Raw genomic sequence first — 20,803 nt, forward strand, 5'->3', positions numbered from 1 at the left:
CCGAGCCAGTCTTTTCAGATGATAGACAATGTCCATTTCGTCAATTTGATTCTGTGTATATCCGACTTCCTCAAGTGCGTTATACATATCAAGGACTGACTCGGATAGACTTACTCCCCCGGCTCTTCACCGTTGGAAATCCCCTCGCTATTTAAAAGAGCCGTTGCTTCGGCAATATTCCCCAACACATACTGTGCAGCAGCATAGATTGTTCTTCCTACCAGCCGGGCATCAATTCCTTTTTCAAACTCATCAGGCGTAAATTTCTGGCCAAAGGTATTACAGACAAATTCAACCTGTTCATTAGTAAAAAGACGCTCTGAATCTTGTGATTCAAAATCGTCTGCAATCTTTGCAGCCTTCCGGAACAATAAACCTGTAATGTGGTCAGGTGTAACAAATTTTTTATCTTTGCCATCAAGTCGAAGTGTAATAGACAATGCTTCCATGTAAGTTCCTCCTTTTTCATATAAAAAGAGCGCTCTCAGGCGCTCAATTAATTATTTACCGACATCAACGACAGGCGTTCCCTCTTTCGTGATGTCCTTATAGACAACTTGTTTGAACCATGTTTCAGCGTTAATCCCATTGGCCTTATCTTCTTCTGCTTTTGCATCCCATCTGCGCTTACCCTCTTTTACATTAGTAAGAGGCATGAATTTAATTTTGACCTGCGCTGTTTGGGGCGTAGCTTTCCCCTCGTCCGTTTTGTGTTCAACCGGTACTAATTCTGGGGTTCCTTTAAGCACCCAATAGTATCTGTACCCGCCGGTAGAGAGCTTGGCCCGGAAACCAAGAGCAATCTCCAATGTCTTATCATCAGCACTAGAAAAATGGATGCCATTCTCCACTTGCTTACCGAAAATCCTTGACTGCATGTCAAGAGGGAGGTCGGCAACTTCCATTTCACCATCAATATCACCTAAACTATTAACAGTGGCATATGCCACGTTGTCAGCATAAAAAACCTCTTGTTCGGATTTAGGATCAATTTTCAAGTTAACGGCACCCGGTAATTCTTGCGGATCAGAGAATTTCAATTCATCTTTCGTGTCTTTCAATACTTCGGCGATATGAAACATATCCAAGCCGGATAATACTTTCCCCATCTACTTTCCCTCCTGATAATAGGTTTTTTTATAACGTCTGGCCTTATGAAAGACCTTTGTATCTGTTTCGTATAAATCTTGAGAATCATATCTGCTGTATCCGATTTCCCGCATAAGCCTGTCTATTTCGGCAGCAATCGCTGTTTCTTTGCCGCGGGTACTCGCTTGAGTGAAAATGCTGATCTGATAACGCACCTCAAACGAATAGACCTTGTTGTCTGCAAAATCCGCATCAGCATCTTGAATCTCCGAAAAAACTACTCTTGGAAATGCGCTGACATCATTCGCAACGAGGTTATGAATTCCGCCAGATGCAAGGCTTTTTATTAAGGCACTGGAATTAAGTGTACTCACCAATTCAATTTTAGGAGAGTAGGTCATTTGATCGGCGCTGTAAGTATTCGCTCCATTAATTCCACAGCAGGCCCCTCCCCTTCTTTCCCGCCTTTTTCTATGAACGGTTGCGGCGGCATTTTTGAAGTTCCCCACTCCAAGAAACTCCCGCGATACGCTACCTTTTTATTCGGACCAACGGCCACAAACCTCACTCCGTCCTTGGATTCTCTGACATTGGAGACTGTGATGTTGTCCTGCATATGAGGTTGTTTTTTATCACTCCGGTTAACGTGGGAGCGTTGCTGTTCAGCGATAATTTCACCGCCGACCTTTAGCGCTACGGGTTCCACCTTTTCGACGTCTCCGCCGATTTTTTCAAAATACTGCGTTAGATCATCTATGCCGTCAAAGCTCATATCAGCCATTGATTCCCACCTCCTGACAAAGAATCTCAAGCTCTTCCCCTTGATCATCCGGATCGTTAGTGTCCAAAATATCAAAAACGCGTTCCGTCTTTTCTTTAGGAACGCGCTTAACAATCCGCATATTCGGTTTTATATCCTTCCGGTAACGCACCGTGATTTTTTTGGGGGTCTTGACTCCCAATGCCCCGGCAATCATAGTTTCGCTATTTCCGAGAGAGCCAGCCCCCTCTACAGCTCCCCAGACCGTGAATAAGTCCACATAGGTTGCATTCCAATTACCTTCTTCATCCTGTGTCTCGGTTTTCTTTTGAAAGGTCAGACGGTGCCGGAGTTGACTGATCTTTTTTCTCATTTTCTTGTTCCTCCACAGATACATAACGCAGCTGCGTCAATATATTTTCAGCAGTAAAAGGGATAGATAAGCCGGTTCCCCCGGACTCATATATCCCTTTGTTTTCATACCAATGTTGGACAAGCATTTGAAGCACCAGCTCAAATTGCGGGTGCCCTTCAATATACCGGCCTATCCCGTTGATAATATAGCTTTTGGCCGCCGCCATTTGATTCAAAAGCTGACGATCATCTTCTTCATGCTCGACTTTTAAATAATTTTTAATAGCCTCTAAATCCATTCAGGACACACCGCCTATTCTGTCGGTTCTTCTTCGGTTCCTTTCAAAGCAGCCAGGTCACTTTCAAGGTTATTCATTTTTTGTTTCAATTCATCAAGCACTTTTGTAATTTCGCTGTTTAGATGCTCCGGCATCACGCTGCCAGTTCCAATGTTTTTACTCCGAACGGATTTTTCCCCAAGCATTTCATGCACAATGCTTCCCTCTTCAATAACAGCCGGATCGCCCTTTTGACCTGGCTCACCTGGAGGGCCTGGTTCACCTTGAGGACCCGGCTCACCTTTTTCACCCTGCAACCCTTTTACAAAAAGAGGATTTTCTTCGCTATTTTCTTTGAGATAGACTGGCGTTATCGCTTTGCCGTCTTTTCCTTTTTCAGATGAAGTTTTGACTCCATTACTTTCATATAAATAATCTTCAGCCATCTGTAATCATCCTTTTCCTTTTATTTTTTATTCCGTTTTTCCGTCAGACTGAGAACCGGCAAGCTCTTTCAATTTATCTTCTATAGCCTTGAGACGATCTAAAACAGATGAATTTAAGTGTTCTTCCATTACACTGCCGGTGCCGATATTCCTGCTGCGGACCGACTTATCCGCCAACATTTCATTGGTTACGCTTCCGGGTCCTGGTTCAGATTGGTTACCGCCTAAACTGACCTCTTGTCCATCTTTAATGACCTTGCCCCCGGCAATTTCTAAAACACCGCCGATGACGGTACGATTTCCCCCGTCGGCAGTGTAGTTTTTTGTTGAATAGCTCATATTATCTCTCCTTATTCAACCGTGATTTGTCCGAATACTACAGCATCCTCATCCCATTTACGGACATCTTCTCGTTCAATCCCTCTGACTTTTGTTGAATTTGTCTCAAATGCTCCTGCCCCTGTGTCTGTGGATGCAATTGACTGTTGTTCACGATCAAACAGAACAACCGCTTCTTTTAAATTCCCGATGATGAGAGGAGCTTTACCTTTTTGAGTTTTTAATACTCTGTTAGTAAAAGGCACGACAGGTCGTCCATCAAGCAACTTCTTTGTAGGATTGGTTGGGTCCGGCTGTAATAGGTATCTTCCTGTTCCATCTTTAAGCGTGTCTAACCAGTCATATCCGTCTTGGTTTGTCAGCACGATAGAACCCGGCGCCACCATCGGATCAAGCGTGACATTTAATGCTTTTTTAATACCATCCAAACCATCAATATCTACTTTTTTCAATGATGCAATTGCAGCCAAAATCAAATTGTTACGGGTAACAACTGATTTCTTTGCGAACCATTTTGCTACATATGTCATGATCGCTTGGTCAGAGTCATTCAACATTGAATTAGATAGAGTCATGATGCCACCATAATCTATGATTGAGTAGGATACTTTTGTGAATCTAGGCTGATCAATCTCAGGTAAATTCCCCAATTCCTCTACAGGTGAAAACGGCACCATATCAGCATTTTTCTCAAGTAAACGAGTTCCAGATCGAGTTGTGACAGGTTCAACGGTTACATATTGTTCCAACGGCTCAAACTGACGTTTAAATTCATGGATTTGCCTTCCAATATCCTCTGGGATCAAAATTCCGCCATCTTCATCATTTATACCGGACATCGCTCTAAATTCTGGACTATCCAGAAGGTCACGCTCTTCGTCGGTAAGTCTTTTGCCTCTCAATCCTTTAAGGAAAGCTTTGCTGTATTGCTGTTGCCTTTCCTCATTTCCTTGACCTTGTGAACGCTGCCCCTCTGGGTTGCGCTCTTGCTCGGGCACAAAGTTTACACCGCCCGGTAAATCCGGGACATCAAGTGAACGTCCTTCGGTCATCAATTCGATTTGATTTTTAAGCTGTTTCACTTCATCAAGCAATGCACGCGCTTCATCGGTATTGCCCTCCTGCAGTGCCTTGTCTGCTTGCTGCTTCTTTTCAGTAAACTGTTGTCTTAATGCGATTTCTTTTTTGCTCATTTGCATTGGCATAAAATCATTTCCTCCTTGTTTTCTGAACTAAAAAAGACCTTACTCCGGGAGTACAAGGCCTAATAGTTCCAATTCCATTTTTAACGCTTCATCTGATGAATTACGTCTTTCTTTCAGCTGCTCTACCTTTTCTAAACTGCGGGCACCTACAACCGCCTCAGTATCGCTGTAAGCAGGCGTAGTGACGAGCGAAATATCAAAAATACGATTGATTTTATTAATTCGTCGCTCGTAAATGTCCTCATCTTCATTGATACGCCATTCATCTGCCTCAGCATCCCCATAATCAAGTGAAAAAGCAAAGGAGCACTGATTGATCACACCGCTCCTGACATTCTCCATTAAATCACGCGCATATGACGTGTCTGAGGGCTTGAATCGGAATTTGAGGCCTATCCCATCTGTTTCTAATTCAAGGCGGCCAGTATCCCCGGAAACAGTATTTCTCGCTAAGGGGAAATCTTGCTGATGGTTGAAAAGGGCGATGACGTTAGACATGTCAGCTGAGTCAAGAGCTGTTCTGCTGATTATCTCTTTAAACCAGCCCAAACGTTCTGACCATTTTTCGAATTTGAGAGCGTACCCTTCGATATATTCACTCTGCCCTTCACCTTCGGAACGCAGTTCAATCGGCGTCGTCAGATGCCGCACCTCTTTATCCTTCATTCTTGTTGTCACCCCCCTTCATGGCGCCGCCAGCTTTAAGCCGCTGATATTCTTCCACAAAATCGAGGAACACATAGTTTAAGCTGGAGATATATTTATCGCCGTTTTCAATAGGGTTGCGCTCAAGTAATTCTCTGATTTCGTCTTTATTCAGCACTCCTGTTTCATGAAGTGTTTTCAAATACTCCGCTTGCGTCTTACTGTCGCCGCGCAGCTCGCTATCTATATTGAATTTCACGTAATGGCCGCTTTTCTGATCGTGATCCAAGAACAATTTAACGTTTAGTTCTTGTTCAAAATTCACAATCCACGGCTGCAGCGTGTTTCTGACATATTCAATGGACTGATGCTCAATATTTGAAAATGTCGCTTTATCTAATTCGTTCAGCTTATGCAACGGCACTTTATAAATCATGGAAATCTGTGCTTTGTTAAACTTCATAGACTCAACAAATTGAGCTTCTTGCAGAGGCATGGAAATAGATTGATATTCCAGTCCGTTATCTATAATGGCGATATTTTCACCTTGATTCACCCGTTTCCACTCTTTGCGCACGTTCTCTTTTGGTTTTTCATCCAGGAACGCCGGAACTTTCAATATCCCCCGAGGAGTTGCCTCGTTCTTGTACAGTTTGGCGTTATATTTTGTGGCAGCCGCTTGCGCCCCGATATGCTCCCGCACAACGCCAATAGGTGATTTACCATGTATTCCGTCAGTCGAAAGCCCTTTAAAATGCAGTATTTCGTAGTCGTATAATTCAACGGCTGTCCCGTTTATCACAGTTTGATACCACAGCATGCCTGTTGTCGGATGAACGTAAGCATTCGTGTAATCAGGGCGCAAGGGAAAGAGCGCTTCCGGGTAACCATGTGGTCCGAATTGAATATAGGAATATGCATTCCCCCAAGTCAGAACATGAGTCATCATGAGCTTTTTCCACGTGAAGGCTGTCATGTAAGGATTCGGCCGAGCATAAACAGCATGCGCGGACATGTGCTCGGGTTTCCGCTCTATGCCGCTGTCCGTTCTTTTATATGTGTGAATCGGCAGTTTGGCAATGTCATCCGATAATACATTGACACATGCAAATATGTCCGGCTGCACAAGTGAGTTGCTTTCACTCACTCTCTCACCGCTTGCTGTTTTCCGGCCGCCGAACATATTTAATAAAATGTTGTTAAAACCATCTTCATGATCTGACGAGCCAGAACGTTTCTCAAACATTCGTTCAAGCAGCATTTATATCACCTCGCTTTCTTTGATATGAGGTACGCATAAAACATTAAAAAGACACCCGTCAGAATAAGACCGATGTTTGTGCTCCATCTATAGACAGCTGTCAGAATAAAGGCGGCTCCCGCCATAAACAGCAGATCATTTATTATCAAGCAGAAAAAAGAAAGCAGGGCTTTCATATACTTGGGGTGAAAAAACCACTTAAAAAAAGCTTTGATCTTTTTCCTGACTTTTTTCATTTTCTCACATCCTAAAAACTGAAATTCCCAGAGCCGAAGTGATTATTTAAATCTACTCTATGGTTTGTGTCATGATACATCGCTCTGGCGTAAGCATTTATAACAGCCGCAATAGGGTCAATTCTCTGCGGTGATTTTGCTTTGTCCAGCATGATATTTTCTTGCGGGTCCATTTTTATAATTGCGTTATTAACCGCCCATGTTAAAACCGGATCATTACCATGTACGATTTTTCCTTCATATACCTTCTCACGAAAGCTTTTTGTAGGTAATGAAAGATGATTGATTCTCTGTGGCAGTTCCACCATTGTATGCCCTTTTGATTCGAGCCGTTGTGCTAAATGAAGAGCATTCCACTTGTCATACGCGGTCTCTTGTGGCCGAAAACGGTTTTTATGGATAAATTCAATGATCCACTGTTCGACTAATTGATAGTCAACTGCTTCGCCAGACGTATAAGTGATAAATCCCATCTCTCTCCACAAATCATATGGCACTTTATCCGTCGCCATTTTTTCTTTGGCTCGGGCTTCAGGCATAAAGGAATGTTGACCGACATAGAAAAAGCCGTCTTGCACGGCCACATATCCAACGGAGGTTAAGTCTGTTGTCATTGATAAATCTAGGCCCAAATAAACGGGCAGTCCTTGCAGATCAGGAATTCCCCCGCTGCAAGCGCGCCATTTTGTCATATTCATATAACCATTGTCCTTCTTGTCAACCCATCGGTTCATATTTTTGGTAAGGAAACTGCGCATCTTTTCCGGCACCTCCAGAGCCACTTTTAAAGCAGAACGTAATGATTCCATCCCCTCGGGGTACGTTGCTACAATCGGATTCGCCTTGATCCAGTTTGATTCATCTTTTATGTCATCTTCCGGGTCCAGTTCACAGATCATAACAAAATAATCATCATTCTCCGTGTCAATGTCTGGATCAAGAATTTTGCTTGTATATTGATATTCCTTAAAGCATGGCCGCTCCATGTTGAAACCCGCTGTCGTAATAACAGCCATTAACGGGCTGCGCCGGGCGACCATCCCGCTGTCCAGGACGTCATAAATCTCACTTGTTTCATGTGCGTGGTATTCATCCACAATTCCCAATGATGGGTTTTTACCATCCCCGAGCTTCCGGGCCTCACGGGAAAGAGGCTGGATAATAGAGTTTGTTTTATATTTTTTCACGCGGCCGTTAGCAGAGGTATATTTCCCTTTGAGTATCGGCGCGTGATGCAGCTGCTCAAGAATTGCTTGATATACTTCATCTGATTGTTCGCGGGACCAGCCTGCGATAAATACCCGGTGTTTTTCTTGTGTCGGGAAAATCTCATATGACGCTATTAAAGCTAAAAATTGCGATTTCGCATTTTTACGTGCCAGCTGGATATAAGCTTTCCGGAACCGGCGGGCGCCATTTTCTTTTTTATAGAATCCGTATATATTGGCCGCAATAAAAAGCTGAAAGTCTGTTAGTTCAATCGGCTGCCCCGCAAGTATACCTTCGACATGATTAAATTGCCGCGACCATTCATAAAAATCTACAACAGCTTCAGCATCAAAGTAATAAGGGCAGTCATCTTCTGCGAGCCGGTCAACATCTTTAAAAAATCGCTCTACAGCCCATTTTTGCTTTTTGCCTGCCTTAATTTCCCCGGAGCGAATTTTCTCAGCATATGACCAAACCCGCTCAATGAGAATTTCGGCTGTAATCTCTTCCATTACATGCGGCCCCCAAACCGTTCTTCCTCTTTTGACTTCGGTTTCCCATCATCTTTTTTCGGGATAATAAGTTTACAGCGAGAGGAAATGGTCAGCCCTAAATCACTGGAAGCTTGCCTGCATTGTTTGAACAGCTTGTCTTGATTGATAAGCAAATCACTGTATGTCTTGTTCGCTACTTCAAATTTATTTCCGTCATCATCCTCAACTAATGCAGTAATGGGCGTTTCGAGTAAGACTTCGGTCATTTCCAAGTATTGTTTTCGAGCAAACAAAAAACGGGCAAGCGCGTCCACATCTAAATTAGTCATAATTCCGATGTTTTTTAGCTCATCCGCTATCTTTTTAAACTCTCTTTTTAAGTCTTTTGGCAAATATGATGGAGCTTTTACTTTGTCGTTTGGTGCCTTTATTTCTTGTTCCCGACGTTCCTCAATCTCTTGCTTTGTCAAGTTTTTCTTACCTTTATAAAGTAACAAATCCAAAGGTTCCCGCGGTCTGGCCATTCCCTCACCTCCTTCCGAATTTTCATTTAGGGAATTTTTCAAAATGGGGAGGGGAGCGCGGTCTCCGGCAAACGTCCTCTAGGGATTTAAGGGTGGGGGGTCTCCATCTCCTTCTTCAGCTGGCTCATGGCTGTTTGAATTTCTGTTTGTGCTGCTTCTATTTTCTTTGAATATAGATCAACAGCTGATTCCTTTTTCATGTTACGACGAAGAGCAAACATCTTTCTTATTCTGTGCTGCATTCGTCTGATGTCCTCGTTTGTATAGAAGGATGTATACTCTGCCTTGCAGCGTGGACACTTGATGTAATGCTCTTTGATTCCGTTGTCGTGCTTCCTGATCTTTGAACAGCCTTTGATAAGAAGTCTGGTCATGCATTGATCACACACGCACGTTTGATGTTCTGTTCCCAAATCCTCCATCCTCCTTTGCCGTCTTCCGGCTATGGCACGGCCCGCAGAGAGGCTGCCAGTTACCCGAGTCCCAGAATAGTTTTTTGTCGCCTTTATGCGGAACGATATGATCGACAACTGTCGCCGGGGTTCTTCTGCCTTGCATCAAGCAGGCAGCACATAACGGATGCTTGGACAGGTAGCCAGCGCGCGCCTGCCTCCACTTGCTGTTATACCCCCGTTTGGCAGCAGACTCCCGGTATTGATCATAGGCCGACTTGATTCGCTTATGCTGTTCACAGTAGCCCTCTCGCGTCAGGCTAGGACAGCCGGGTTCATTGCAGGGCTTTAAAGCTTTCTTCATGATTGAATGCCCCCATGAGGAAAATGTATAGTTGTGAATTTTTGATCATCACAATAAAGTGTTTCGGCTACAGCATCATTAACCGGCATTTCATGTCTATCCTCATCTCTTTTTTTGATCGCATCTTGGTATGAATATCCATCCTTATCGGCTAGGAATTCTTTATTCAAAAACAGCAGATAGCCACAATCGAGACCCCGTTCACCTAAAAAGAATTGTTTAACAAAATCAAATTTTTCAATAGCCTCTTCTACAAAGCCCTTGTCTTCATCTAACATTTCACAAAGACGTTCCTTTTGCTTTTTTAGCCGTTCAATTCTTTGATCTATGCCTTTAATTGATTCTTCAAGAGTAGGTATTTTCTCTTCTAAAGCATAACGCGCTTGCTCATAGACCTTGTTTCTCAATATATTTTTCATTACTCATTCACCCCTTCAGCTCTAATCGAACTAATCAACAAATTGTATTCCTCAATCCATTCAGTGGGAATCTCGCAGTTTGCGTCAATGTATCTATTAATAGCTGCCTTTAAATCTTCTGCTCTGCGTTCATTATGCAACCAATTGGGCATTACACCCAACGGCTGCACAGTACACTTTTTCAATGGTCTGAAGGTGCAATGCGTCAATCCTTTTACAACACTCATGCTTATCCTCCTTCATATTCTTTCTAAACTGCCCCCGCACTCAAGCCGTTAACCGCCGATTGTCTATCCTGAGACTTACCGGACGCAGTTTACAGAGAACATAAAAAAGCGACCCCGCTCATCAGCAGTGCCGCTTCCTTTGATTTATTACCTATTACCATAATACCTTATCTAAAACAAAATGGTGTGCCGTTATCGTGCCATCTTTCTGCCAAAATCTTTTTAGTACATTCCTTTTTGCTCTGCAGCAGTCATCCCGCTCACCCCTTCATTACTTGGTATCGTTATATCAAACCATGCCTTTCTCTTCTAACGCTGAACCTGTTGCGCCTCTACTCATGCCGCTCACCTCCTGTAACACGATGATACCACGAAAGGTGTACAAGATTTTCCACATAACCCAATTAATCATAACTTATATTGTGTCCAATTCCCCGAATCGCTGAATCCTTTGCCACCACTATGTTTAATTCATTTCTCTGAAATGAGTTTGACATTTTCTCAATATGGTTTATTCATAGGAAAAAGCATAAAAAAAGCCCGTCTGTTTTTTAAACAGATGAGCTTATAAGCTGAATGCATCCATTGTTTGATCCATGGTGTCTTGAGTAATTCCGATGTATCTGAGCGTAATGTCAGGGCTTGAATGATTAAATATCTCCTGCAGCAAGGCAACGTCTTTGAATTTCTTATAGTGCCAGTATCCGAAGGTTTTTCTCATTGTATGAGTCCCGATACCATCAAGACCAACATAATCAGCCGCTTCCCTTAAAATATTATATGCCATACTGCGGCTTATCGGTTTATTTAGTCCTTCGCGGCTTTTGAATAAGAATTCTTGATCATCCTTGTCCTTGATATAATCGGCAAAAGCCTTCCTTAATGCTTTATTGATTTTGATTCGCTTTTGTTTACTGGTCTTTTGCTCTCGCAGGTCGATATACATGCGCTTCACGTCCCTAACCCTTAAAAGCCGCAAGTCTGATATACGCAGACCTGAATTAATTCCGGCCACAAAAAGAAGGTGATTCCGTTCGCTCCGTTCTTTCAGGTACTTTTTAATATAATATATCTGATCTAAGTCCCTTATAGGCTGAACAAAATTCATTCCGGCGCGCCCCCGTCCTTATAAACTTCCACGCGAAGAGCAAAGGCCAGCCGGTAAAATGCTTTTGCTTTCGTCCGGTAGTAGCTCCGCTGACTGAGTCTCATCTCTGCATAGACTTCATAATCATACATTTCTTCATTCTGCATATAGAGCATGACAAGTATTTGCCGCTCCTTTTGGGAAAGCCGGTTAACCGCTCTTTGCATTCTCTTTAAAAACCGTTCCCTCTCAATTTCCCAATCCATGCGTTTTAATGCTGCGTCTTCTGTGGAGGAATGAAATTCATTCGAAAAGCTGGGTGGAACAAGGCTGTATGTTGCGGTCACTTTCGGCAAAAAATCTTCCGGCACTTGTAGTAAGTACATGCGATATTGTTCGAGCAGCTTTTCAGCTTTCATTCTCGTAGCTTCTTCGTCAATTTGAGGTATGTTCAGTGTCATTTGATTCATCAAAAATCCCTCCCGTTATTATTTCTGTCTAAAAGCTCCACCACGGCCTCTTTTATATGTAGGCCTGTTTACACCCATGAGGTTCTCCAACTCTCTCTCAGTAAGCTTCTGCGGCTTTTTTTCGATACTTTTGTGTGACGATGGCTGTTTTTCTTTAAAATCAATGCTCAGCGTGGCGTTTTTCTTCGTTTTCATGCCGTCCCTCCGTTCAAATAAAAAACGGACACCAATCAGAGCACAGTGATTCTGTGCAATGATCAGTGTCCGCAGGCTTTCCGTCTTGGACGTTTATTTTGTTTTCATCTTCTTTTGTTATGTCTGACTACTAATCTCCATATACAAATTGAATTTCGTAACAATCTGTATCAGCGCCATTTTTGAAATAGTCATTCATGTTTTCGAGAAGACATTCATAACTGCAAAAATCTAAATACCTATAACTGTCTATACTTTCGTTTCCCCACCTGCTATGATGTGTCGCGACTTCATAGTAATGGTTTGACCGATCATTTATAACGATAGTCCTCCCACAAGTATCGCATGTCACTTTTTTCAAGACTTTTTGCGTTTTTGTGACTTCTTTCTCCTCGTACTTCTTCATTTCCTGACCTCTCCCGTCTTGGACTTATTTAGTTTTGTTCCGATGCCCATTTCAATTTTTTATAACCCTCGGAGCTTATAGAAACACCCTCCGTTCCACAATGTGCACAATGAACACCATTCGGGTATTTAAGCTCTTCAATATATGTCCATTCTTCGCATTCCTCGCAATAATAGCTATGCAATTCCTCTTTTGTCACTTGTCTTCTCCTTTCTCTATATACTTATCAATATCTTGAAAAAACGCCGCGGCCGTGAATGCGATGATTGCGCCTATTAACGTGATGTTTGCTTTCATGTCCGGCCTGTATTCGTACTGGAAATAAAACCAGAAACCTAACCCCATCAGCATAAAAACTATTCTCAGCGCCATCGAATCCCCCTTATTTGATTTGAAATTTAGCTGATTCAAATGTTCCGATGTAGTTCCGCTTGCCGGAATCAGAGTAGCAGTCAAGCTGGATGACATAGGTTCCCTTTCCGGTCTTATTCCGGATCGTTTTCACGTTGAATGATTTCAGAGGCGTTGCCGCTTTGAAGCTGCCCCGCTGTACCAGATTCGTATCAGTCAGCCCGCCGCCGCTGAGCTTCTTGTATACGCCAGCCGTGTAATAAAGAGTGCTTGAGCCTTTTTTCTCGGCTTTCCAGTCCACCGTTGAGGCGCCGGCCGTGTATGTCGCGGCATCCGTAAACACCCGGCCGCTGTACCCGGATTCATTTTGCCAGCCGGACCATGCGGCGGAAGCAGACGGCGCAACGGCCGCGGCTCCCGTAAGTAATACTGCTGATAGAATGATTGATTTGAATATTTTTTTCATTATTTCATTTCCTCCACTCCGAGAATCTCTTTCATGTATTCGACTGTCTTACCGATCTCAAACCAACTGCCGTCTGCCAATTCGAGCCGGGAGCCGCCATCCGCTAATCTCACGATGTCCGCAACATCTTTTTTATCGAATGCGTGCAGGATTTTATCCCAGTGCCAGATTTTTATTTCTTTGTTCTTATTCCTGTTTGCGATAGATTCATGAACGGATTTCATAAAGCAGTCAGAGCAAGTGCCTCCACCAAACTGTTCGAGCCGCTTTCCACATTCACAATGCATTAAGTCATTTTCGGCTCCTGTCATTCCGTCACCCCCATAAATAATTCGCGGCAATCACAGCGCCATATACGATCCAAGAGAGGGCGAAAGACAGAATTCGCCAGTTTTGCCCCCGGATCATTTTGTTTTGCTCCTGAATCGTCCGCGCTAAATCTTCGTTACGCGTTTCCAGTTCGATGCACCTTGCTTGCAGTTCTTCGTTTTCTGTCATTGTTCCGCGCCCTCCTCAATAATTCCCTGTCAAAAGACAACCATCCCATGGTCCGGATTCGTGTATCTCCTCAAACTTTTCTATGATGCATTGAAGCGCTTTTTTCGGAAGTAAGTCAATTAGTTCGTTCTCAAAGAAGTCCTGAAGCATGTTATTGTACTCATCATATTCGGCAATTCCTCCGTCTTCATATCCGGCACTTATCATATGTCTGACCTTGTCTCTCATCTGATCGTTTGTCATTTTTCCCCCTCCGGCTCTTCAAACGCTATTTCCTCTTGATCATCCATAAGCGGACTTGACGTAATTGTTACTTCAAGGTAGCTTTCACAAGATTCTTCATCAAAGAAATACTCAACATCGGCTGATAAAATGTGTGTGAAAGTAACGTTCGTTGTCCCTTCTATTTTCAAAGACAATTCATCCCATAGAGGTAATGCGGCCATTACCTCCAAAAATTCAGGAACCTCTTTTAATATTTTTTCTGCATTTTTGAAGTCGACCCGCAATCCGTCTTTTGTTCTAATCGTGTGTTTTTTCATTTCATTTGCCCTCCTGCTGCCGCTGATGATTGACGGCGTTTTTGTCCATGTAAGCCGCTTCAATTTGTTCATGCGTTAACCCAAACATTTTACCTAGACCGATAAAACCCGCAAAAAACTCATCGTAAGTATCAAATAACTTTTCTTCAAACCAATCTTCATGTATTGCTTTATATAAGTCCGATGCATATCCAAACAAGTGGTTAAACTGGTTTACAATAGTGAAGTCAGTCCACTTCCCTAAATTTTCGTGTGCATATCCAATTCGATTCCCAATACTCAAGACAAAATGTAGGCAGTCCACGTATTCCTCAAGTAGTGGGTTTTTATCACGAAAAGCCGTTACATCACCCACGTTACAAACAGGACATATTTCATAATCCGGATCTAATAAGTGTTTAAAATCATCTTTGTTTAAATTTTCTCCGCAATAGTGATTTTCACATCGGAAAAAGGCTGCGTTTTCAGGATTCGCACCAACATTTGTTGATACTTTTGTTCTTGGCTTTTGGTTATTACTCCAATGCTTAAAGCCGCGCCATTCATTCGCACACTCGGCCAGCTCCACCTGTAGAGCAAGAATGAGGTTTGGGAGCAAGTCCTGCCCCTCAAGCCCCTTTTCTTTGATGATCCGATCGTCAAGCACCTTTTGCATTTCAAACATTTTTTGTAGATTCATGATTCAACTTTCTCCCTTCTCCGTTTACGCGGAATGCCTATTTTTCTTGCATGATAGAAATAAGTATCAATACATTTGAAACCGAAATGCTGTGCAATTTGGAAGTGTGTCCAATTCTGGTTACGAAGCTCCGTCCATTCTGCCAGAGTAAACAGGCGATACGGTTTCTGGATTACTATCCCGTTAGCCTTTTTCCAGACGGAAAGAGTGGATGGAGAGCAATGGAGTTCCTCTCTCGCTATTTCCGTATCAGACATACCGCGTTCACGAAGCTCTCGATATTGCTCCTCTGTGAAGCCGATGTCATCAAGTAAAGTCACACTATTCCCTCCTAATTAGCCTTTAGTCTTGTAAACTTGGTCATATGTTCACTTACGCAGAATTCAGGAAGGTTTGCCCTGACAAGCTGCTCGGCGAAGGGCGGCGGAACTGCGTTACCACATCGCTCAATCTGTTTCTTTTTCGAATACGCTACACCGTTTATATCTCTATCAATCACGTAATTAGTCGGGAATCCCTGAGCCGCAAATAATTCATGAGGCTGAAGCATCCTCATCCCAATGTCGGCGATCTGATAGTTTTCGCCTTTAATCGTGACCAGACCGAACCTGTCTTTTGTGGTGACTGTATGCAGAGGGTCACTGAGAGCCTGCCCCGTATCCGATCCGTAATATTTCGTTAAAAAAGCCCTGACTTCGCCGACGTGCAGGCCGCCGGCCGTTATCGTAGGCATTGGGTTCGTCACCGTTTGGCCGTCTCTGCAAGTGCCGCGAAGCTTGATCAAGTGACTTGTGGCAATGGCGAATTTATTGCCGCCGGCCGTTATGGTGCCGAGTGGTTTTTTCAGATCGAACACCCGCCGGCCTTCCGGATCGCCGTATCCCATTTGAATGAGTGAATTACCGCGTTCCCCTATAACAAAAGGTTTTTGACTGTCAATGACAAAACGTTGTATGCCGCGGGCAATGCGCCGCATTGTATTTTCAGAAAGAGGCTTTTTCCTGTTGAAAATCGACGGTGTTTCCAGTGACCAGTCCATGATCTCGGAGGCAGTCCGCCACGGTTTAAGCTTTCCTGATTTCACTGCTACGCTTTTTGGATCGCCATGTGTCGGCTCGGGCCATATGATCGGTCGGCCATCCCGTCGAGCGATTAAGAACAGCCTTTTTCGAATTGTTGGGGCGCCGTAGTCGCACGCTTTCAGCTCTTTCCATTCGACTTTGTATCCGTGTCTGTTTAACGCTCTGACAAAGGAACGGAACGTATATCCTTTTTTGTCCGGATCCGGCCTTCCGTCTTTCCCAAGAGGCCCCCACGTCTTAAATTCCTCGACGTTTTCAAGAATGATTACCCGCGGACTTACCGTTGCCGCCCACCTGACCGCTACCCATGCAAGCCCCCGGATGCTCTTCTCAACGGGTTTGCCGCCCTTGGCCTTTGAAAAATGCTTGCAGTCCGGGGAGAACCAGGCTAAACCAATCGGCCGCCCCTTGGCTGCTTCCCTCGGGTCTACTTCCCAAACAGACTCACAATAATGTTCTGTATCAGGGTGGTTTACTTGGTGCATGGCGATGGCCGCCGGATCATGGTTAATCGCAATGTCCACCGAAAGCCCGGTAGCCAATTCAATTCCGGTACTGGCCCCGCCTCCGCCCGCGAAGTTATCGACAATGATTTCTCTGAAAAGTCCCAGTTGCTGTTTGATCATCCCTTAACCCCCGATCAAATTCGGCAGTACGGAGATAGCGAAGAAGAAAAACCCTACGCATGCCCCGACAAGCCAGATATTTGTTTTATCCCGTTTAGCGATAATGGTATGGTCGCCGATCATTTTCAGATCGTCAGACCGAGCGACAAGCGTCGGGATGTAATCCGGGTGAACCTTTAAAAGCTCGGCCGCCTGCTCGACGGTCATTGCTTCGTCCTTCGTGGCCTTCACGTTCCGCTGAAGTTCTACTTGTAATGGCATCATTCTGCAGCCCCCTCCAATGCTTCAACTTTACCTTCCAATTCCTCTATAACGTCCTCTAAATTGCTGTTTTCCAATTCTAAATCTCTTATTTCTTCTTCCTGTGCCTCGACTTTTGATTTTAGTTCTTGGTTCTCCGCCTGCAGCAACTTAATCTCTTCCTGAGCCTGCCGAAACTGAATGACCGTGACATCCTGCTGCCGCTGGTGCTCCCGATTCATAGCCTGCTGCATGATTAATTCTTCCGCGAGCTTTTCGGCTGCTGCTTCTAAAGAAATTTGCTCAGGTGCACTGGCCGCCGTTTTCGAAAGGGTGCAAATGTAAGAGCCGGTATATAAAACTTCACCTTTTGATAAGTTGATTTTGAATTCTTTCATGCCCGGGCCTCCCGGTCTAAAAGACATGTTTTACATACAACCCAATGAGCTGAATAATATATTTTTCCGCAGCGTTCACACTTGCGGGCAATTTCGTTTCGATACATTTTCCGTTCCTCCCCCGCAGGGGAAAACCCCTGCTAATTGAATTTATGGCCGATCTCGTAATCACAACGAGCCAGACCGCCTTTTACTGTTTGAATGATTGTTTTACCGTGTTCCGGTGCCTCAACGACATATGCGGCGTTTTGGTTGCCGTCTAACACGATGACAGACACCTTCCCCGGCTCAATAAATTGAGAAACACTTGTATTTTGATTGAGTGATATATGTTTTGGCTGCATGTTCAAAGCCTCCGTATGGTATAATAAAAGTGTCTAGGTTTTATTATTCATACAGTGGCGGTTGCTTTAGCGGCCGTCCTTACATCCAATAGTTTGACGGGAATAGTTGTATGCCAACCTTTGGTTTTTCCGTCGAAATGATTGGGTGTTTTTTTATATACTCAACGCGTTCTTCTTCGCTCATCACCCGTGTTGTAACCTCGCCGTGCTGACGCAAGTTTTTGTTTTCTGTCATGGTGCTGTCCTCCTATTCTTTGTTCATACCTTTGATTTGAAGATTATATAAGCGCTCAAGCTCTTCATCTGTCTGGCGGTTTAAAAAATCTCTGCCATAAGAGCCGATAAGCAAAAGCCATTCCATTAAATGCTTTCGTTCTGCCTGTCCCAAACGTCTGCCACTCCCTTCATAATCAGCATTTGTAAAGCCGCGTTCCTTACCTCTGGGGTACAGTCTTCATATCGCACGATGACCATAAGTTGCTGGACGGTTGCTTTTTCAAAATGGAAGCTTTTGCTTGTTGCGTTCATCTTCTGACGCTTCCTTTCCGAGCAAGCCGGATTCCCGAGGCTCAATGAGGTCTCTTTTTGCTTGGTCGATGATAAGGAATAACGTTTCATCTTCATTCCGTTTCAGCTCTTTTGCTATGTTGAGGTAAGACTCATCTGCCGCCCACAGCTCCCGGAAACGCCTGATTTCACTGTCATAAAACATGAAGTTTAGGTCCTGAAAAGGGATATACACCGGGCTTTCTTCAAACAAATAGCGTAGTCGGTACATTTTATCTTTCATCGTTTTCTCGGATATTCTAATTCTTTTGTTAGCGCGTAAGCCGTTTTTACGGGCGGGCAGGATGTTTTTTCTTGCAAAGTCCATGACCAGCAAAATGATTTCATCCGAATCTCTGTTTAATAATTCCGACATATCAAGAATTGATTTCCCATCATGCCAGTATTGAACGACCTTTTTTAGCTGGACCATTGACCATTCATAATTCATATCCTCCAAAGCCAGTTCGAACGGTTCAGCATTGACCGCCTGACTCATGCCCAACACCTCCGGACCGTTCCTGTATTCCGATGAACGATAATAAGCCGGTGTTCATGCTGCAGATTTTTGCTTACAAGCCAGTTATTCGGGTTTAAGCCGTTTGCCTTAATGACATTTTTCTGTGCGCGCGTCGGGCGCTTCCCGTGTTTCACACTGCATTCCCCCTAAAGTTCTGATAGTCTGCTATTTTTTGATCAAGAATCTTGATAAGCTCGTCTATTTCTTTTTTGCGCTGGTCATCCGTTAATTTGCGTTCAGGGACGATCTGCAGCACGCCGGGCATGATTGCCTGTATCAACTGTTTTCACCTCCTTAAAAGGACAGGGCGGGCGCAGTACGGCCTTTTCTTTCCTTCTGCTTCTCTTCGAATTTGACTGTTTCCAAGTGTGCCGTGAGCCGGCTTACGACTTTCTTGTCATAAAGTTTAGTCAGAGCCACGCCGGATAGATTAGTTGTAACGATCGTGAATTTGCCTTGTCGCCCCGTAGAGACGCCGTACCATACGCGATGAATAAAATCATTTGCCGCCCTGTTTTCGTTGTCTGTGTCGCCCACCTCGGCCCCGAGATCGTCAATGACAAGATAATCAACCCTTGTCAGCAGTTCGATCGCAAAAGCTTCCGTAAGCCTTTCAGAGCTGTCCTTGAATGAGTTCTTTATTCGCCTCATAAGGGCGTCACTGTTTACAAACAACGCTGATTTAGCGTATCCTTCTGCGTCCCTCTTGTTCAGCTCTTTAATGGCTGACATAGCGAGATGGCTTTTTCCTGCGTTAGATTCACCCGTTAAGAAGATATTCATGACGGCTCCTGCCCTCACTTGCTTAACAAGCTCCATCATCCGGCGCTTGTTCCGCTCGTCTTCATGGTTATAACTTTGGAATGTCGAGAACGTCGCTTCTTTGAGTGTGGGATCAGCGATTAGTGAATACATAGATAAAACCTTTTGATCCATCCGGCGGCGCCATTCCTCGGTTTCATGCTCAATCTCCTTATTGCGCTGTTCCCGTTCGCACATGGGACACTTTGCAGAGCCATCCCGAAGTTTAATGAGCTGAACTGGATACGGCTTTTCTTCTCCACCGATAATCCGGGTGTGTTTATCGCAGTAAACAGGATTGCCGTGCTCATCAGTATGGAATGTCATCCTCCGAGATATTTCGCCCTGGACTGCGGCCGCTTGTTCCTTTGTAAAATCCTTCATTCGCTGATCCTCCTTTTTGATTTAGGTAAGATTCAAATTTTGTACCGAACAATGTTTCAGGGCGCAAAAATCTATTCATAGCAGGATCATTGAGCCATTCCTCAGTTTTTACTAGAATGACATGTTTAAAATCTTCAAAGCGAAAACCTTCGTTCCAGCGTGCCTTGATGTCTTTTTTTGTTTTTGGTGTAGTAGGTCGGTATCGTTTGCCCGCTACTTTGTTCAGTAAATCAATGATCAGTTTGTAAGGAATCTCGTCCTTTTCGTTTTTGGAAGAAGATGCGTCGTCGGGTTTACCCGACAATATATCTTTTAATTCTTTTTCTTTATCTAATTCTTTATCTATATCTGCACCGTCACGTGACGTCACGCTAACGTCATTCTCTTTTTCTGGTGCAGAAAGCTGCAATTGCTTCTTTCGTTCCCTGTATTGTCTGTTTCTTTCCGCAGCTAATTTCCTTACCCTATCCATACCTTCGACGTTCTGATGTTTCTCCCAATTTGCGATGGAAATAAATTTATTTTCGTCAACTTCAATCATTCCGAATTGTTGAAAGGTGTTGAGGGCCATTCTAACAATTGGCAAAGGCCTGTTGAAAATAGTTGCCAGCATTTCATCTGTATACGGGATATTCTGATTTAGGTAAATGTAACCTGATGCATTGGTCTTACCGGCTTGAGCAAGGAGTTTAACCCAAATAATTAGGATCGTGTCTGACTCTGGCATTTGCTCAATGAGCTTGATTTTTTCATCCTCGAACATCTTGGTACTTAACTTGATCCATTTAACCTCAGACAATAGGATCAACTCCTTCCGCCTTCGTCAAAGGCCATACAGACCGTTTGCCGTTTACAATTACAGAGCCGAGGGTGTTTTGCTGACATTGATCAGACATGCAGGCGCCGCCTTGAGCTTTTAGTTCGGC

39 protein-coding genes are annotated in these 20,803 nt (G+C 43.9%); all 39 read right to left on the reverse strand.

Features of this window, described 5'->3' with window-relative positions; genetic code table 11:
• Window positions 1-110: 110 nt before the first annotated feature.
• Window positions 111-449: a hypothetical protein gene (locus tag NYE38_RS09745; protein ID WP_063636441.1), complete on the reverse strand. Its 339-nt coding sequence runs from the start codon at window positions 447-449 to the stop codon at window positions 111-113.
• A gap of 51 nt (window positions 450-500) precedes the next feature.
• The gene (locus tag NYE38_RS09750) at window positions 501-1,109 is read right to left on the reverse strand and encodes a major tail protein (RefSeq protein WP_065180837.1); all 609 of its coding nucleotides are present in this window, start codon (window positions 1,107-1,109) and stop codon (window positions 501-503) included.
• A complete protein-coding gene (locus NYE38_RS09755) occupies window positions 1,110-1,490 on the reverse strand; it encodes a DUF3168 domain-containing protein (protein WP_065180838.1) in 381 nt (126 codons plus the stop codon).
• The gene (locus NYE38_RS09760; protein ID WP_065180839.1) at window positions 1,487-1,870 is read right to left on the reverse strand and encodes an HK97-gp10 family putative phage morphogenesis protein; all 384 of its coding nucleotides are present in this window, start codon (window positions 1,868-1,870) and stop codon (window positions 1,487-1,489) included. Before NYE38_RS09760 ends, NYE38_RS09755 begins: the two co-directional genes overlap by 4 nt.
• Window positions 1,863-2,222: a phage head closure protein gene (locus NYE38_RS09765; RefSeq protein WP_039251289.1), complete on the reverse strand. Its 360-nt coding sequence runs from the start codon at window positions 2,220-2,222 to the stop codon at window positions 1,863-1,865. The genes NYE38_RS09760 and NYE38_RS09765 overlap by 8 nt, the downstream gene beginning before the upstream one ends.
• Complete coding sequence (locus tag NYE38_RS09770; RefSeq protein WP_065180840.1) at window positions 2,155-2,502, reverse strand: head-tail connector protein; 348 nt, start codon at window positions 2,500-2,502, stop codon at window positions 2,155-2,157. The genes NYE38_RS09765 and NYE38_RS09770 overlap by 68 nt, the downstream gene beginning before the upstream one ends.
• A 14-nt stretch (window positions 2,503-2,516) precedes the next feature.
• Window positions 2,517-2,927, reverse strand: a complete 411-nt coding sequence (locus tag NYE38_RS09775) for a hypothetical protein (protein ID WP_065180841.1) — start codon at window positions 2,925-2,927, stop codon at window positions 2,517-2,519.
• 27 nt (window positions 2,928-2,954) lie between these two features.
• A complete protein-coding gene (locus NYE38_RS09780) occupies window positions 2,955-3,266 on the reverse strand; it encodes a hypothetical protein (RefSeq protein ID WP_063636446.1) in 312 nt (103 codons plus the stop codon).
• A gap of 11 nt (window positions 3,267-3,277) precedes the next feature.
• Window positions 3,278-4,471, reverse strand: coding sequence for a phage major capsid protein (locus NYE38_RS09785; protein ID WP_139885407.1), 1,194 nt, complete (start codon window positions 4,469-4,471; stop codon window positions 3,278-3,280).
• 39 nt (window positions 4,472-4,510) lie between these two features.
• The gene (locus tag NYE38_RS09790; RefSeq protein ID WP_015968215.1) at window positions 4,511-5,137 is read right to left on the reverse strand and encodes an HK97 family phage prohead protease; all 627 of its coding nucleotides are present in this window, start codon (window positions 5,135-5,137) and stop codon (window positions 4,511-4,513) included.
• Window positions 5,127-6,377 carry a phage portal protein gene (locus NYE38_RS09795; RefSeq protein ID WP_048367364.1) on the reverse strand — a complete coding sequence of 417 codons (1,251 nt, stop codon included), beginning with the start codon at window positions 6,375-6,377 and terminating at the stop codon, window positions 5,127-5,129. Before NYE38_RS09795 ends, NYE38_RS09790 begins: the two co-directional genes overlap by 11 nt.
• 247 nt (window positions 6,378-6,624) lie before the next feature.
• Window positions 6,625-8,334: a terminase TerL endonuclease subunit gene (locus NYE38_RS09800; RefSeq protein ID WP_063636448.1), complete on the reverse strand. Its 1,710-nt coding sequence runs from the start codon at window positions 8,332-8,334 to the stop codon at window positions 6,625-6,627.
• Window positions 8,334-8,840, reverse strand: coding sequence for a phage terminase small subunit P27 family (locus NYE38_RS09805; protein ID WP_046559655.1), 507 nt, complete (start codon window positions 8,838-8,840; stop codon window positions 8,334-8,336). The genes NYE38_RS09800 and NYE38_RS09805 overlap by 1 nt, the downstream gene beginning before the upstream one ends.
• A gap of 86 nt (window positions 8,841-8,926) precedes the next feature.
• Complete coding sequence (locus tag NYE38_RS09810; protein ID WP_223255067.1) at window positions 8,927-9,262, reverse strand: transglycosylase; 336 nt, start codon at window positions 9,260-9,262, stop codon at window positions 8,927-8,929.
• Window positions 9,222-9,596: an HNH endonuclease signature motif containing protein gene (locus tag NYE38_RS09815; protein WP_063636450.1), complete on the reverse strand. Its 375-nt coding sequence runs from the start codon at window positions 9,594-9,596 to the stop codon at window positions 9,222-9,224. The genes NYE38_RS09810 and NYE38_RS09815 overlap by 41 nt, the downstream gene beginning before the upstream one ends.
• Window positions 9,593-10,015 carry a hypothetical protein gene (locus tag NYE38_RS09820; RefSeq protein WP_048367370.1) on the reverse strand — a complete coding sequence of 141 codons (423 nt, stop codon included), beginning with the start codon at window positions 10,013-10,015 and terminating at the stop codon, window positions 9,593-9,595. Before NYE38_RS09820 ends, NYE38_RS09815 begins: the two co-directional genes overlap by 4 nt.
• On the reverse strand, window positions 10,015-10,242 hold the full coding sequence (locus NYE38_RS09825) for a hypothetical protein (protein WP_063636451.1): 228 nt from the start codon (window positions 10,240-10,242) through the stop codon (window positions 10,015-10,017). The genes NYE38_RS09820 and NYE38_RS09825 overlap by 1 nt, the downstream gene beginning before the upstream one ends.
• A 565-nt stretch (window positions 10,243-10,807) precedes the next feature.
• Entirely contained in the window at window positions 10,808-11,350 is a 543-nt protein-coding gene (locus NYE38_RS09830) for a site-specific integrase (RefSeq protein ID WP_017417279.1), read from the reverse strand.
• Window positions 11,347-11,799: an ArpU family phage packaging/lysis transcriptional regulator gene (locus NYE38_RS09835; RefSeq protein WP_017417278.1), complete on the reverse strand. Its 453-nt coding sequence runs from the start codon at window positions 11,797-11,799 to the stop codon at window positions 11,347-11,349. The genes NYE38_RS09830 and NYE38_RS09835 overlap by 4 nt, the downstream gene beginning before the upstream one ends.
• A gap of 18 nt (window positions 11,800-11,817) precedes the next feature.
• On the reverse strand, window positions 11,818-11,994 hold the full coding sequence (locus NYE38_RS09840) for a hypothetical protein (protein ID WP_017417277.1): 177 nt from the start codon (window positions 11,992-11,994) through the stop codon (window positions 11,818-11,820).
• Window positions 11,995-12,595: 601 nt separating this feature from the next.
• The gene (locus NYE38_RS09845; RefSeq protein ID WP_164461502.1) at window positions 12,596-12,772 is read right to left on the reverse strand and encodes a hypothetical protein; all 177 of its coding nucleotides are present in this window, start codon (window positions 12,770-12,772) and stop codon (window positions 12,596-12,598) included.
• A gap of 10 nt (window positions 12,773-12,782) precedes the next feature.
• Window positions 12,783-13,217 (reverse strand): hypothetical protein, encoded by a 435-nt coding sequence (locus tag NYE38_RS09850; RefSeq protein ID WP_071181579.1) that lies wholly within the window; start codon window positions 13,215-13,217, stop codon window positions 12,783-12,785.
• Complete coding sequence (locus NYE38_RS09855) at window positions 13,217-13,528, reverse strand: hypothetical protein (protein WP_071181578.1); 312 nt, start codon at window positions 13,526-13,528, stop codon at window positions 13,217-13,219. Before NYE38_RS09855 ends, NYE38_RS09850 begins: the two co-directional genes overlap by 1 nt.
• Before the next feature lie 4 nt (window positions 13,529-13,532).
• Complete coding sequence (locus NYE38_RS09860; RefSeq protein ID WP_071181577.1) at window positions 13,533-13,715, reverse strand: hypothetical protein; 183 nt, start codon at window positions 13,713-13,715, stop codon at window positions 13,533-13,535.
• Window positions 13,716-13,730: 15 nt separating this feature from the next.
• Window positions 13,731-13,958 (reverse strand): hypothetical protein, encoded by a 228-nt coding sequence (locus tag NYE38_RS09865; protein WP_063636452.1) that lies wholly within the window; start codon window positions 13,956-13,958, stop codon window positions 13,731-13,733.
• A complete protein-coding gene (locus tag NYE38_RS09870; RefSeq protein WP_063636453.1) occupies window positions 13,955-14,257 on the reverse strand; it encodes a hypothetical protein in 303 nt (100 codons plus the stop codon). The genes NYE38_RS09865 and NYE38_RS09870 overlap by 4 nt, the downstream gene beginning before the upstream one ends.
• A gap of 1 nt (window position 14,258) precedes the next feature.
• Window positions 14,259-14,936 carry a dUTP diphosphatase gene (locus tag NYE38_RS09875; protein ID WP_063636454.1) on the reverse strand — a complete coding sequence of 226 codons (678 nt, stop codon included), beginning with the start codon at window positions 14,934-14,936 and terminating at the stop codon, window positions 14,259-14,261.
• Window positions 14,933-15,256 carry a hypothetical protein gene (locus tag NYE38_RS09880; RefSeq protein WP_017417266.1) on the reverse strand — a complete coding sequence of 108 codons (324 nt, stop codon included), beginning with the start codon at window positions 15,254-15,256 and terminating at the stop codon, window positions 14,933-14,935. Before NYE38_RS09880 ends, NYE38_RS09875 begins: the two co-directional genes overlap by 4 nt.
• 11 nt (window positions 15,257-15,267) lie before the next feature.
• On the reverse strand, window positions 15,268-16,644 hold the full coding sequence (locus NYE38_RS09885; RefSeq protein ID WP_065180846.1) for a DNA cytosine methyltransferase: 1,377 nt from the start codon (window positions 16,642-16,644) through the stop codon (window positions 15,268-15,270).
• Window positions 16,645-16,647: 3 nt separating this feature from the next.
• Window positions 16,648-16,908, reverse strand: a complete 261-nt coding sequence (locus tag NYE38_RS09890; RefSeq protein ID WP_065180847.1) for a hypothetical protein — start codon at window positions 16,906-16,908, stop codon at window positions 16,648-16,650.
• Window positions 16,905-17,282, reverse strand: a complete 378-nt coding sequence (locus NYE38_RS09895) for a hypothetical protein (RefSeq protein WP_225623122.1) — start codon at window positions 17,280-17,282, stop codon at window positions 16,905-16,907. Before NYE38_RS09895 ends, NYE38_RS09890 begins: the two co-directional genes overlap by 4 nt.
• A gap of 140 nt (window positions 17,283-17,422) precedes the next feature.
• Window positions 17,423-17,626 carry an XtrA/YqaO family protein gene (locus tag NYE38_RS09900; protein ID WP_024085436.1) on the reverse strand — a complete coding sequence of 68 codons (204 nt, stop codon included), beginning with the start codon at window positions 17,624-17,626 and terminating at the stop codon, window positions 17,423-17,425.
• Between the two features lie 79 nt (window positions 17,627-17,705).
• Window positions 17,706-17,861, reverse strand: coding sequence for a hypothetical protein (locus NYE38_RS09905; protein ID WP_164461509.1), 156 nt, complete (start codon window positions 17,859-17,861; stop codon window positions 17,706-17,708).
• 12 nt (window positions 17,862-17,873) lie between these two features.
• A complete protein-coding gene (locus tag NYE38_RS09910) occupies window positions 17,874-18,014 on the reverse strand; it encodes a BH0509 family protein (RefSeq protein ID WP_015387918.1) in 141 nt (46 codons plus the stop codon).
• A 108-nt stretch (window positions 18,015-18,122) separates the two neighbouring features.
• Window positions 18,123-18,671 (reverse strand): hypothetical protein, encoded by a 549-nt coding sequence (locus NYE38_RS09915; RefSeq protein ID WP_065180849.1) that lies wholly within the window; start codon window positions 18,669-18,671, stop codon window positions 18,123-18,125.
• Complete coding sequence (locus tag NYE38_RS09920; protein WP_015387915.1) at window positions 18,668-18,826, reverse strand: hypothetical protein; 159 nt, start codon at window positions 18,824-18,826, stop codon at window positions 18,668-18,670. The genes NYE38_RS09915 and NYE38_RS09920 overlap by 4 nt, the downstream gene beginning before the upstream one ends.
• A complete protein-coding gene (locus NYE38_RS09925) occupies window positions 18,823-18,972 on the reverse strand; it encodes a hypothetical protein (protein ID WP_015387914.1) in 150 nt (49 codons plus the stop codon). Before NYE38_RS09925 ends, NYE38_RS09920 begins: the two co-directional genes overlap by 4 nt.
• A gap of 14 nt (window positions 18,973-18,986) precedes the next feature.
• On the reverse strand, window positions 18,987-19,877 hold the full coding sequence (locus NYE38_RS09930) for an ATP-binding protein (protein ID WP_223255069.1): 891 nt from the start codon (window positions 19,875-19,877) through the stop codon (window positions 18,987-18,989).
• On the reverse strand, window positions 19,804-20,676 hold the full coding sequence (locus tag NYE38_RS09935; protein WP_038458327.1) for a phage replisome organizer N-terminal domain-containing protein: 873 nt from the start codon (window positions 20,674-20,676) through the stop codon (window positions 19,804-19,806). Before NYE38_RS09935 ends, NYE38_RS09930 begins: the two co-directional genes overlap by 74 nt.
• Window positions 20,677-20,803: the final 127 nt, after the last annotated feature.

It is taken from the genome of Bacillus sp. EU63 (genome assembly GCF_038592915.1).
Taxonomy (GTDB): Bacteria; Bacillota; Bacilli; order Bacillales; family Bacillaceae; genus Bacillus; species Bacillus velezensis.